Origin of the sequence: Cognatundibacterium crateris (assembly GCF_010078235.1) — a bacterium.
GTDB classification, from domain to species: domain Bacteria; phylum Pseudomonadota; class Gammaproteobacteria; order Burkholderiales; family Burkholderiaceae_D; genus Undibacterium; species Undibacterium crateris.
The window spans coordinates 143,765-157,084 of record NZ_JAABOS010000002.1 but is presented as its reverse complement, the minus strand read 5'-3'; the positions used below and the strand labels follow the sequence as shown (position 1 = coordinate 157,084).

At 50.5% G+C, this 13,320-nt stretch carries 9 protein-coding genes; 4 read left to right on the top strand and 5 right to left on the bottom strand.

Annotated features, from left to right (window positions below; genetic code table 11):
* Positions 1 to 46: 46 nt before the first annotated feature.
* From EYB48_RS03875 to uvrA, 4 genes are all read right to left on the bottom strand, one after another.
* Complete coding sequence (locus tag EYB48_RS03875) at positions 47 to 3,583, bottom strand: Kelch repeat-containing protein (RefSeq protein WP_162018997.1); 3,537 nt, start codon at positions 3,581 to 3,583, stop codon at positions 47 to 49.
* 113 nt (positions 3,584 to 3,696) lie between these two features.
* On the bottom strand, positions 3,697 to 4,794 hold the full coding sequence (locus EYB48_RS03870; protein ID WP_162018996.1) for a patatin-like phospholipase domain-containing protein: 1,098 nt from the start codon (positions 4,792 to 4,794) through the stop codon (positions 3,697 to 3,699).
* A 28-nt stretch (positions 4,795 to 4,822) separates the two neighbouring features.
* Entirely contained in the window at positions 4,823 to 5,398 is a 576-nt protein-coding gene (gene pth, locus EYB48_RS03865; RefSeq protein ID WP_162018995.1) for an aminoacyl-tRNA hydrolase, read from the bottom strand.
* 24 nt (positions 5,399 to 5,422) lie between these two features.
* The gene (gene uvrA, locus EYB48_RS03860) at positions 5,423 to 8,290 is read right to left on the bottom strand and encodes an excinuclease ABC subunit UvrA (protein WP_162019423.1); all 2,868 of its coding nucleotides are present in this window, start codon (positions 8,288 to 8,290) and stop codon (positions 5,423 to 5,425) included.
* A 248-nt stretch (positions 8,291 to 8,538) separates the two neighbouring features.
* On the opposite strand from uvrA, the gene EYB48_RS03855 reads away from it, so the two are divergent.
* From EYB48_RS03855 to EYB48_RS03840, 4 genes are all read left to right on the top strand, one after another.
* A complete protein-coding gene (locus EYB48_RS03855; protein WP_162019422.1) occupies positions 8,539 to 9,723 on the top strand; it encodes an MFS transporter in 1,185 nt (394 codons plus the stop codon).
* Positions 9,724 to 9,798: 75 nt separating this feature from the next.
* Positions 9,799 to 10,290, top strand: coding sequence for a single-stranded DNA-binding protein (gene ssb / locus EYB48_RS03850; RefSeq protein WP_162018994.1), 492 nt, complete (start codon positions 9,799 to 9,801; stop codon positions 10,288 to 10,290).
* Between the two features lie 259 nt (positions 10,291 to 10,549).
* Positions 10,550 to 11,674, top strand: coding sequence for a HEPN-associated N-terminal domain-containing protein (locus EYB48_RS03845; protein WP_162018993.1), 1,125 nt, complete (start codon positions 10,550 to 10,552; stop codon positions 11,672 to 11,674).
* Positions 11,675 to 11,942: 268 nt separating this feature from the next.
* Complete coding sequence (locus EYB48_RS03840; protein ID WP_162018992.1) at positions 11,943 to 12,344, top strand: lysozyme inhibitor LprI family protein; 402 nt, start codon at positions 11,943 to 11,945, stop codon at positions 12,342 to 12,344.
* 65 nt (positions 12,345 to 12,409) lie between these two features.
* Here EYB48_RS03840 and EYB48_RS03835 read toward each other — a convergent pair whose 3' ends face one another.
* On the bottom strand, positions 12,410 to 13,207 hold the full coding sequence (locus tag EYB48_RS03835; RefSeq protein ID WP_162018991.1) for a 4'-phosphopantetheinyl transferase family protein: 798 nt from the start codon (positions 13,205 to 13,207) through the stop codon (positions 12,410 to 12,412).
* Positions 13,208 to 13,320 lie beyond the last annotated feature (113 nt).

Sequence of the window (13,320 nt, the reverse complement as noted above, 5' to 3'; positions counted from 1 at the left end):
CCTCTTCAATTTGTAGAAAACTACAATATGTAATTTCGAGCAATTATTATTTTGAGCAATGCTGTGATGAACTTAGTTGGTTCAATTCAAAATGGGTTTTACTCCCATCGAATTCAGTTAATGTAAATTGCCTCTCGTCGTCAAATATAATCGGATTGCGCTCAATATCTGTTCCGCCTTGTTCGTGTCGCCATGCGATTGTATCGCCTTGCTTTGACCACAAGCCAGTATAGACCTTACCATCCTCCGCGCTGCCTTGTACCGATTTCATCGAATAACTACCGTCATCCTTAAGGGTGATGCGACGCTGCACATTGTATTTTCTGTATGTCCAAGTACCTACCATATTGCAAGGGACTGAGCTTGGTACTTGGTTTTCGGATTTTAATAGCCCAGTCTTTTCGTCGAGGCACGCTTTGATTTCCAAATCGCAGGTGAACCAAATATCTTTTTTGGGGGCGCTAAAACGCTGTGATAGGTTTGCGATCACATATAAGCCCACTAGCGTATAGATGAAAATTCGAAAAGACAGGGATGATTTGATTTGTACTTTTCCGAGATCCGTCTTTTTTGAAAGAACAAAAATGATTGTTAGTGCAAGTACAATCAAAATAATCCATAGATATTGTTGGAACCAAGGTTGAACTTTCTGAAACCAGAATTCGCGCACAACATTAATAAAGTGACGTTCTTCAGACTTTGTTATTGCGACTGGTGTGGCAAGGTCTTTGATTAAACCCCCAAAGACTTGATCATTCGTTAAATCAATTGAAGTAATACCAGAGCAACTTGCTTTTCCCGAAAAAAATGCGATGCCAATGTCGGTTTCGTGTTGCATTTCTTTAACCACTGTGAATGTACCGTCGTCATAGACCTGCAATACACCGTATTTAGGAATTCTTGCTGCTATTGATCCTTCGATCAACTCGGCCTTTCCAGTTGATGGATTAAATATTGAAAGCGGATTAGTAGAGAGGGCACAACCATCGGGTAGAAATTGGGCATCTTTCCCTATAACTTTTTGTCCATGTAAAACATAAGTCCAGATTCCCGCTTTTTTATCTAATAAAAGTCGATCGCCATCGCTGGTTGTTCCCCGCATCCAAAAATGTGCCCCCGCATTGTTGTCCACTATCCACTTGCCGGTGTATTCATCGTAGAGCGAAAAGAGTGGCGCTTCTACGCGCATCGCAACACCAAATTGTAGACTGTTGGGATTCCATTCAGAGTGCCAAACATTCCACTCCTTTGTCTCCGCATCGAATACAAATGTTTCGTGTAAATTGGCGATCGCAAATACGTGACCATCTGGCATGAGTCCTAGCTCTAGTGGGGTATGACTGACGTATTCTGACTGCGCGGCCCCGCAATCGGTCCATATTGTTGTACCAGGCTCCCATATTTCGCATTGCAGAACATCTGCGGTAATTCCAAGATGCATGACTTGGCGTGAGGACAGTTCAATACTGGCTTCATTGGACCACTGCCCGCGATTTAAGCGACCAGCGTTAGACCATGTTTTTGAAATGGGATCGTACAGATAGGCAATCGGTCGCGTTGTTCCCATATTCCCGAACTCAAGTCCAATCCACATTGATTTACCATCAGCTAGCTTGGTGATGCTCGGATAGTTTCGCCAATTGGGAATCGCTTTGAAAGACGTGTCTTTGTTTGGTCTCCACCGGAAGATCCCGTTTTTTGAAAGGATATCAATTCCGCCTTGGTTGTTCTCTGTAAGTGAAAGGCCAGTGGATAATGAATCACGCTTCGGTATGACTGCCCTGCCAATGGCATGCCATTCATTACTATTAACATCCAAAATCCACGCCCAAGGTATTTCTCGATCCGGGGATGCGATCCAGGCACCACCAACCACAACCACCGCGCCAGTGCTCAATACTGTGGCCGCATGTCCATGCAGAGTAATAGGCAAATCTGGACCGGGGGTCCAATTTTCTAAAGAGAGGTCCAGAATTTCAACTGATGACGTGGGCGTTTCTGCGCTACTCCACCCCCCAGCAAAGATGACCTGTCCATTTTTTAATAGACTTGCTGTGTGACTGAATCTAGCTGTTTTCATAGGTGCCAAAAGACGCCACGAAGAAGTCGTTGGATTCCAAATTTCGACTGAATCTAAGGGGTTTCCACTTAGATCAAAACCACCAGCAACGACCACGCTGCCATTGGGGAGAATTGTAGTACTGTGCTTTGCTCGTGCCTGTAATAATGGAGGCAGGATGCTCAATGTGCCCTGCGAAAAGAGCTCGACACTATTGAGGACTGTTTGTGTTCCATCGGCTTTTGATACATCCAGACCACCGATAATGATGACGCCACCGTTTGGCATTAGGTTGGCAGTATGGTAGACGCGGGCTTGTTGAGTAACAGGCGCTTTCAACCATTTGCGTGTAGAAACATCGAGTAGCGACAATCCGATATTGCTTTGTAATTGCGCATTCGTGGTTTCGCCGCTGTCCCTGGAGCATACCCCGCCGACAATCAGTACTTTTCCATCAGGTAGTTCTGTTGTCGTATGCAAGGAGCGGCGGTTGCTGGGGCACTCGGGGGCAGCCATTAGTTTGTGCCAGCCATGTTGCTTTGGATCCCACAGTAAAGGATCTATTCTGTTCTGATCAAATTTACCCATTACCAGATGGGATTTCAACTTTTGGAGTTGAAAAGAGTTTGGCTCCCAATAGTCGCTGGACAAGCCAGCACCATAAACCAAAATATGGCGATTAGCCAATTGCTTCGCACTACTTCCTTCGGAGCGCCATAAGTACGCACCTACTGACTGCATGTTGCCTTTTGGTGCATCCTCTTCTGACTCGACGTAAACATCCCTTTTAATTAAGCCCGTCGTATTCGTTTCAGAAATTGATTCGACAACGGGATCAGGGTAGAGACACTGCAAGGCACTCGCACTTCGCTTGTGGATTGTCAGCTTTTGCAAGTACGCTTGACGTAGAGCTTCATATTCATTCGACTTTGATTTTTCTGTCACGTCACTAGAGCGTCTCGCTCTTAAAGCTGCAAGAAGTGCTTCCTCATGCTTGCTTTTGATTGCTTGAAGCGTATCGTTAAACAGTTCGCAACGAGCCGCGCTTTCCTCCCAGTGACTTGCTAGAGCAGCCGTGGTGGGATCGTATCTAAGAGCTTTTTGTACAAACTCTAAGAACAGCGCTTTATAAGCAGTGAGGTAAGGTTCAGGAGGATATTTGCGTACAATGATCTGGTCCGCATAGATTTCTCTTTGTGCTCTATCAGAAATTGGGTCCCCGGATTTCATCGACCTTAAGGCATTTGATACTCGGTTGTAAGCCAAACTCATTCTTGCATTGTGGCGCATCTGATCGATTAATTTGCAATTTTGCAAGGCAACTTGCCTCCACCGAGGCGTTGGATTTGGTACTGCATTCACTTGCATTTCGCATTCAGCTGTCGATTTAGCATCGTAGCGCCCCACAGCTAAACTATTCGATGGATACAATACTGAGAGAAAAATCAACGCAGCCAGCAATAGGAACAGGAAACAATGTCGACTCAAGCGTAAAGATGTGAGATATGTTTGATCGCTATGCATTTTTTAACTGGAATGTAAATCAATACTCACAGAAATCTAATTTTGATAAATTTGGCAGAATTTTTTCGCTGGGCTCGAACATCATACATTGCGTTTGCGAGCGATAGTAAGCTTTAGAACAAGCGTACGGCGCGCATATCTGGCCGTGCGATGAAAGCCGCAAGATCATCGCGCATACGCTGGCTCCCGGCCATCGCCAGCCGCCATTGACTGATGCGTTGCGCATGCTGCAGACCATAATAGGCAAAGTCTTTGCGATCCGGCAGTTTGGCGCGCGGCAGGCTGCGTATGAAATCGCGTGAAGGTGCGATCATCACCACATTGTCCAGCCAGGGTGCAAAATGGCCACGTGCGGCACGCCGCCATGGCAGCGCCTTATCCAGCCAGCCCGGTATGATCTGATCGCTGAAATGGGGATACAAGACCAGTTCGCTGCGCTTGTTGCTCAGCAAGCGTGAGTAGGGAAATGCCAGGTGATAATCGATGATGCCACCATCCCAATAGTAGCCAGCCGGTGCCTGCGCGACAGCGCGGACTTCCTGCATGATCAGAGGCAGTGTGCCGGAAGCCAGTAATGCGCTTTGCAGATTGGTGCTGCTGAGTGCACAAAACTGGCTGCTGAACGCGTCAAATGGCGTTTTCAGCCAGTGCAGCGCATCGCGGCTATCGCTCATCACCACCCGTTCCAGATGTTTCGCCAGATGTTCCCGGCCGCGCAGATTCGCCAGCGCCGCCGCGACAAAGCCAGCCTTCGCCGCTTTCATATTGGCCGGTGCGCTGAGGCCGCGCTGACCGCGATTGATCAGGATATGCAGACGCTGGTAAGGGTGTTGCAGTATTTCCTGTTCATAGCCGCCGATGAAGCGCTGCAGCATGCCTTGAATCTCAGTCGTGACATATTCAGCACTAGGTTTTTCCGGATAAGTCTGTTCGCAATACAAATCCCCGAGCCGTGCAAATGCAGCTGCCGGATCTGCGCAGGCCGCAGCGGCCATACGCCAGGAGCCTATCGATGCGCCGATCAGGCTGCGTTCACGCGGTGCAGCGGCCAGCCAGTCACCAAACAGCCATTGATCCATGGCTTGCAAAATCAGGCCTTTGGGGCCGCCAGCAGCGGCCGGAATCACGGCGATATCAGCTGCTTGCAGACCATGTTGCTGTATGTGGCGATAAGCAGTCTGACCGGCAAAAATCTGTATGGACGAGGACATGAGGACTCCGCTGGTGCTGAATTGATGTCTACTTTGCGCTGGTATGCAAACGCGTCATCGCTTCCGCGAATTCGCCATCGACCATCAGCGGCAATACATCCATACTTTTTGCAATCGCTTCATCGATCAGTGGCTGTTCTTCTTTGCGGGGACGGTGCAGTACAAAATCTGCCACGCCCTGATTCAGATTCAGCGTGCGCGGATGACCGATGCCGATACGCAGCCGCCAGTAATCCTGAGTGCCGAGCGCAGCGGTGATGTCTTTGAGTCCGTTATGGCCGCCGGACGAACCGCCTTTTTTGAGCTTGGCGACACCGGGCAGCATATCCAGCTCATCATGCACCACCAGAATCTGATCCGGGGTGATTTTATAAAAGCGGCAGATCGCACCGACTGACTGGCCGGAACGATTCATAAAAGTCTGGGGTTGCAGCAGCCAGACTTCCTGACCGGCGATACGGGTTTTTCCCACCAGCGCATTAAAATTTTTGTCGCGCTGCAGGCTGACCGGAAACTGATCCAGCAGCCAGAAGCCTGCGTTGTGACGGGTTTGTTCATACTCCGGCCCAGGATTACCAAGGCCGACGATCAGACGGATAGACATACAAATTTAAGATAAATATAAAGCTTATTTTTTGTGTTTTTTCAGCAGTGGCAGCAGGTATTTACCCGTCACGCTGTCGGGGTTGGCGGCCACTTGTTCCGGTGTGCCGGTAGCGATAATTCTGCCGCCACCCGCACCGCCTTCCGGTCCCAGATCAATCAGCCAGTCGGCAGTCTTGATCACATCCAGATTGTGTTCGATGATGACCAGCGTATTACCCTGATCACGCAGGCGGTGTATGACTTTGAGCAGTAGCGCAATATCGTGGAAGTGCAGACCGGTGGTCGGTTCATCCAGGATGTACAAGGTGCGGCCAGTATCGCGCTTGGATAGTTCCAGCGACAGCTTCACCCTTTGTGCCTCACCACCGGACAGCGTGGTGGCGCTCTGACCCAGACGGATATAACCAAGGCCGACATCCAGCAAGGTCTGCAGCTTACGTGCGATCACTGGTACAGGCTTGAAGAATTCGTGCGCATCCTCAACCGTCATTTCCAGCACTTCGTGGATATTCTTGCCCTTGTACTGGACTTCCAGGGTTTCGCGGTTATAGCGTTTGCCATGGCAGACATCGCAGGGGACGTACACATCCGGCAAGAAGTGCATTTCGACTTTGATCACGCCATCGCCCTGACAGGCTTCACAGCGGCCACCTTTCACGTTGAACGAGAAGCGGCCAGCGCTGTAGCCACGTTCTTTCGCGGTCGGTACCGTGGAAAACAAATCGCGGATAGGCGTGAATAAGCCGGTATAGGTGGCTGGATTCGAACGTGGTGTGCGGCCTATCGGCGCCTGATCGACAGAAATCACCTTATCAAAATGCTCGAGTCCGCTCACATGATCAAACGCTGCAGGCTCAGTCTGTGAGCCATACAAATGGCGGGCCGCCACATGGTAGAGCGTGTCATTCACCAGCGTGGATTTGCCCGAGCCGGATACGCCGGTTACGCAAGTCAGCAAACCAACCGGCAGTGTCATATCCTGATTTTTCAGATTATTGCCACGCGCACCTGCAATCAGCAATTGCTTATCGGGATCGGCGGCGCTACGTTGCTTCGGTACGCTGATTTCCAGTTCGCCGCTCAGATACTTTGCCGTCAGCGAACGCGGATTCTGCATAATGTCATCCAGCGCGCCCTGGGCGATCACTTCACCGCCATGCACACCAGCGCCTATGCCCATATCGACTACGAAGTCGGCGCAGCGTATCGCATCTTCGTCATGCTCCACCACCAGCACGCTGTTGCCGATATCGCGCAAATGCTTGAGCGTATCGATCAGCCGGTCGTTGTCGCGCTGATGCAGACCTATAGAAGGCTCATCCAGCACATACATCACGCCGGTCAGGCCCGAGCCGATTTGTGAAGCGAGGCGGATACGCTGAGCTTCACCGCCTGACAGCGTATCGGCACTGCGTTCCAGCGACAGATAATCGAGTCCTACGTTATTCAGGAAAGTCAGGCGCGCCGTGATTTCTTTGATGATGCGGTCAGCAATATCGCGTTTCGCGCCATGCAATTGCAAATGCTCGAAGAAATGCAGGGTTGCGCGCAGCGGCATTGCGCTGATATCAAATATCGCTTTTTCCTGCTCACCACTGCCTACCTTCACATAGCGTGCTTCTATGCGCAGACGTGCGCCATCGCAGGATGGGCAGGTTTTTTCATTAATGAATTTCGCCAGCTCTTCCTTGACCGCCATCGAATCGGTTTCGCGGTAGCGCCGCTGCAGATTCGTGACCACCCCCTCAAAGCTGTGTTCCTTAACGACGGTGCGGCCTTTTTCATTGATGTAGGTGAACGGGATTTGCTGCTTACCCGAGCCATACAGAATGACTTGCTGTGCAGATTCCGGCAATTGCTCAAAGGGCGTGTCGATATCGAATTCATAGAAGGCTGCCAGATTCGACAGCATCTGGAAGTAAAACTGATTGCGGCGATCCCAGCCTTTGACCGCACCACTGGCCAGCGACAAATTAGGAAAGGCGACGATACGTTTCGGATCAAAGAATTCGATATGACCGAGTCCGTCACATTCGGGACAGGCACCCATAGGGTTATTGAACGAGAACAGACGCGGCTCCAGTTCTTGCAGCGAATAGCCGCATACCGGACAGGCAAATTTATTTGAAAACAGTTGTTCATGGCCGCTGTCCATATTCACCACCAGCGCGCGGCCATTCGCGATGCGCAGACAGGTTTCAAAGGATTCCGCCAGTCGCTGCTTGATATCCTCGCGTACTTTGACGCGATCGACCACTACAGCTATGGTATGTTTTTCGGTCTTTTTCAGTTTAGGCAAATCATCTGCTTCAACGATGCGCGCTTCCTGGGTGCCGCTCTGCACGCGAAAGCGTACGAAACCCTGAGCCTGCATCTGTTCAAACAGATCCACATGTTCGCCTTTGCGGTTAGACACGACCGGCGCCAGTATCATCAGCTTGCTGTCTTCCGGCATGGCCAGTACCGCATCCACCATTTGCGATACCGATTGCGCGGCCAGCGGGTTTTCCGGATGATCCGGGCAATACGGTGTGCCTACCCGTGCGTACAGCAGACGCAGATAATCATGGATTTCAGTGACGGTGCCGACGGTAGAGCGCGGATTATGCGAGGTCGCCTTCTGTTCGATAGAAATCGCCGGTGACAGACCTTCAATCAGATCCACATCCGGTTTTTCCATCAGTTGCAGGAACTGACGCGCATACGCCGATAAAGATTCGACATAACGGCGCTGTCCTTCCGCATACAGGGTATCAAAGGCCAGCGAAGATTTGCCTGAGCCGGACAAACCGGTGATCACCACCAGCTTATTGCGTGGCAGGTCCAGATTGATGTTTTTCAGATTATGGGTACGTGCGCCTCTGACGCGTATCAACTCGCGTTTTTGCATACGTGCTATATCATCGGCGTCGAATTCGATTTCGGCGGGTTTTGGTGCTTTTGCGGCTTTTGATCGTGTCGTCATGGTATCAACTGAATTTTGGCGGAGGCAAGCAACCTGCTACTATAACGGGTTTTTCAAATTTACCGCGGACTCGGGTCTGCTTTCCGCATTTTAGGCCACACACCAGCGTTATTCATATGACTATTGCAACAGATTTCGACCACGCCAGGCAGCCAGAGGCGGAACCAGCGGGCATGAGTCGCAGCGAGCTGCGCGCCAGTGCCTCGCTGGCATCCGTGTTCGCTTTGCGCATGCTGGGCTTGTTCATGCTGTCGCCGGTATTTGCGATTTATGCCAAGAGTCTGAGCGGCGGCAATAATGCACTGATGGTTGGGCTGGCGCTGGGTATGTTTAGCCTGGTACAGGCGTTTTGCCAGATTCCTTTTGGGATGGCTTCTGACCGTTTTGGCCGTAAGCCCGTGATCGTGACGGGACTGATCCTGTTTATCGTAGGCGCCATTATTTGCGCTGCCTCGACCAGCCTGAGCGGCATCATGCTGGGACGCGGCATACAGGGGCTGGGCGCGATCTCGGCTGCCATTACCGCCATGATTGCCGATACCACACGCGAAGAGCACCGCACCAAGGCGATGGCGATGGTGGGCGGCTCCATCGGCCTGACCTTTGCGCTGGCCATGGTAATTTCCCCGGTACTGTTTGAAAGCATAGGCATGCCCGGCATGTTTGCCATGATCGCCGTGATGGGCGTGGCAGCCATCGCTGTGGTGTTACGCGTGACGCCGGATGCGCCGCCGCAACAGCACGCGCCGGTACCGTTTTCCGTGGTACTCAGGAACAAAGAATTAATGCGCCTGAATCTGGGCGTGTTTGTATTGCATTTTGCGCAGATGGCGATGTTTGTCGTGGTGCCGGGCGCGCTGGTACAGGTGGCTGGCATGCCGGTCGCGAGTCACTGGAAAATCTATCTGCCAGTGATGCTGGTCTCGTTTGTTGCTATGTTGCCCGCTATTTTTGTGGGCGAAAAATATGGAAAAATGAAGCAGGTATTTATCGGCGCCATTGCTTTATTGCTGGTGGTGCAGATCGGCTTCTGGCAATTACTGCAGCAACCACTGGCGCTGGTCGCCTTACTGTTCGCGTTTTTTATGGCCTTTAACACACTGGAAGCCAGTCAGCCTTCGCTGGTGTCACGCATCGCACCGCCCGCCGCCAAAGGCGCAGCGCTGGGTGTGTATAACACCTTGCAGGCCTTAGGCATTGCCTGTGGCGCCGCAGCCGGTGGCTGGCTGACTCAGTCTGCAGGTGGTGCAGCAATCTTCGCGCTCTGTGCGGTATTGACGCTTATCTGGCTTATAATCGCAGTCAATATGCCGGAAGTAGCGCGCCGTGCAGGCAAGAACAAGCCCGAAGCAACTTGATCGCTATCGATTCAACTGGAAATTGACGGCACAATTCGGGAAAATACAGGAAGTAATAGGAAATCAGGAGAAAATATGGCATCTGTGAATAAAGTGATTATCGTCGGCAATTTGGGCCGCGATCCGGAAACCCGTTATATGCCTAACGGTGATGCCATGACCAGCATTACTGTAGCGACCACCGATACGTGGAAAGACAAAGCGACAGGCGAAAAGAAAGAACAGACCGAATGGCACCGCATTACCTTCTTCGGTAAGCTGGCTGAAATCGCTGGCCAGTACCTCAAAAAAGGCTCCCAGGTCTACGTCGAAGGTTCCCTGCGTACCCGCAAATACACCGATAAAGACGGCGTGGAAAAGTATGCAACTGACATCAAAGCAGATTCCATGCAGATGTTAGGCAGCCGCCAGGGTATGGGCGGCGGTATGGGTGGCGGCGCAGGCATGGACGACGGCTACGGCGCACCGGCCCCAGCCCAACGCCCGGCAGCCCCGGCCCAACGCCCAGCCCCGGTATCCCGCCCAGCCCCGAATTTCTCGGATATGGATGACGATATTCCGTTCTAATTCGTACCTGCGATGTAAACTGTAAAGTTTCAATTTAAAGCCCTGATTTTTCAGGGCTTTTTTGTTTTGAAAATGAGGCTGTCTTGTCGATACTGATCATTTGGCATGGTGAGATTTTGATAGATTCCGTACGGCGTTATAGGTGAAACGCATTGCCCTACGCATGCTATCGACATCACATCAGCCTTTAACGTATAAGCAACAACTCTAAAAATATGTAGCAAGTAAATGCTATGACATTCTTTATAATTTCCAGCATATGAACTCAAAACGTGTTTGCTCCTCTTGCTTTTCCAATCAAGACTTACGTGCCTGGATTCGTAACCATGATGGACGTCGTGGTTGCAACTTCTGCGGTAAGTTTGATTCCCCAACTTTGGAGTTCAAGAAAGTTGCGCAACATATTGAGCAGTGTATTGGGCGCTACTACGGTAGAGCTGTTGATCAGCTTGGGTATTGCTCAGCTGAAGGGGGCTATCTTGGGGAGTATTGGGATTCTTGGAGCATGCTGGATAAGATTGGGCTAGAAATGCCTAGAGACCATAATGGCACTCTTTATTCGGCAATCGCTTGCGAAATGAACGACGAACCATGGTGTGACTTTGATGTTGGCGCACTCGATCTTGACGATGCATTGTGGAGTAGTTGGGAGTCTTTTTGCCATACTGTAAAACACAAACGAAGATTCTTTTTTCAAGATGACGGTGGAGATGATCGAGATTCCCTTACTCCAGCGTCACTGCTAAGTAGCATTGCTAGCGCAAGTGAAGATCTTGGTTTGGTTGTAGAGCTTCCTGCAGGATTGAGACTTTGGCGCGCGCGACCTGACATTCCGAAAGGTCGACGTGTTAGGGCCGCGGACTTCGGGCCACCGCCTATAGAGTTCGCCACTCAGAGCAATCGTATGAATCCAGCCGGAATTCCGATGCTTTATCTCGCATCTTCGCCAACTACTGCACTTATTGAGACTCGTGCAAAGCAAGCAAAAGTCGGGCTCTGGCGATCGCTTCGCCAAATACGGATTTTAGACTTACGGAGCTTACCAGCTGTACCGAGCATGTTTTCGGAGAAGTCGCGTACTCATAGTCTCACTTTGCGCTTTTTGCATGATTTTGCAAATGACATCATGAAGCCGATTGATCGCACCAACCAGGTTCATATCGACTACCTGCCATCACAAGTTGTAACCGAGTTCATGCGCGACTATAACTTCTCAGTCGGCGCTCTTGATGGAGTTGCATACGGTAGCACCGTTCATGATCGAGGTTGGAATGTGGCACTCTTTCTTGAGCCAGTTAAGTTAGGACTTGCAACTCATGAATCGGGTATTGCGCCCTTTCCAATTTTTGCCTTTGACAAAACAATATGGGTGACCTCCGGTTAAAGCCGTAAGGTGTGTAACCCTCCCGTAAAAACAAGCCATACATAGCCAGGATCGTTAGGTAAAAGACTATTTCTGTGTTGATTGAGAATATAAAAATATTTATGCATTAAGTTGCTTTATTTTATATATTTCATGATTTAATATTAACTCATGGAAAAAGAAACGCACTCCATCCATGTGCAAATCGCACTTAGAAAATTGGCCTCCAAAATATCTTCAACCACAAATTTCCTCTCTGAAAATGAAAAAATCAACATTGGTAAAGTCTGTGTTTGCCACCGTTTTTGCCTTGCTTGCTAACACAGCATGGTCAGCGCAAGATGCGGCGGTATGTGCAAATAGTAAAAATACGGTGGAGCTTACAGCGTGTATGAATGGGCAGATAGAGTTGAAGATTGCCAAGTTTCAGAAATATTATCTGGCTGCGCAAAAGCAGGACAGTGTGGTCTGGGGCAGCGCTAAAGCATTAATCAAAACCCAGGAAGCCTGGGAAACGTATCTGCGTCAGCATTGTGATTCTCTGTATAGCCGCGAGCAGGGCAGTGCGCGCTTTGTTGATAGTGCTGCCTGTCAGTTGCGGCTGTACGATGAGCGTATCCATGAAATCTGGATTTCCCATCTGACTTATCGCGATGCCACGCCGCCGCTACTGCCCGATCCTAAACAATAAAGTCTGCGCGATTGCGCTTGGGGTGGCTCGTGAAAACGGTGTCGACCTGCTGTGTTTGACGCATGCTAAGCAAGCTCGGTGACTGTGGTCTGACGCTCCTGAGCTTCGCTGAGCTTATAGCGTTCACCCAGCTCACTAAGCTCACCAAGCTCAATCAGCCTGATGCGGGTAGTTGTAGGGAGGGCAGGAATTGCGATTGCGACGTGGTGCGCATCCCGTATGTCATGCCTGACTTGCCAATGCTGATCCTGCAGAGCGCAGCTGTAAGCCTGATCGCCTGAGGCCGTCAGTCGCAAGCTGCTGAAGGGCAGGGACAGGCCGAATCCTGCGCACTTGCTGACAGCCTCCTTCATGCTCCAGAGCGCCATGAAGCGGGTCGCTGCGGAAACTTCCTGCCAGGCCAGATCATCGTGTGGATGCGTGACAGACGGCAGCAGGTTTAGATAATCAAGCGGCTTGCTTTGCTCAACATCGATGCCGACTGCATGCGTATGACTGAAGGCGAGGGCGACCCAATCGCCGCTATGCGAGAGATTGAACTGTAAGTTCTCCCCGCTCAGACCGGGCTTGCCGTTGGAATTCGTTTGAAATTTCAGCTGTGCTGGGGCTTTGTTGAGCAGCTTAGCCAGGATCTCGCGTTTCAGACTATGTGCGAGTAAATGCCTTTGTTTGTCTGCCGCAAACACATAGGCGTGATAGCGGGCTTGCTCAGTCTCATCTAAGTACGCCAGCTTCATCTGTGCTGCCAACTGACGTCTGGCCAGCACCACGAGAACTTCATCTTTGCCGATGTGCAGCTCGTCAGGCAGTTGCCGCATTGCGAAGGCGGTGACTGGCATGCTCTTATCATCCCTCTGTTTCATGCTTAAAGCACTCATGCGGTTGACCTTATTTCTGGGAACAATTAATTATTTCATAAAGTATTTGCAAACACAAATGAGAATCAGTATCATTTGCGTTTATTGATCTTATTGTT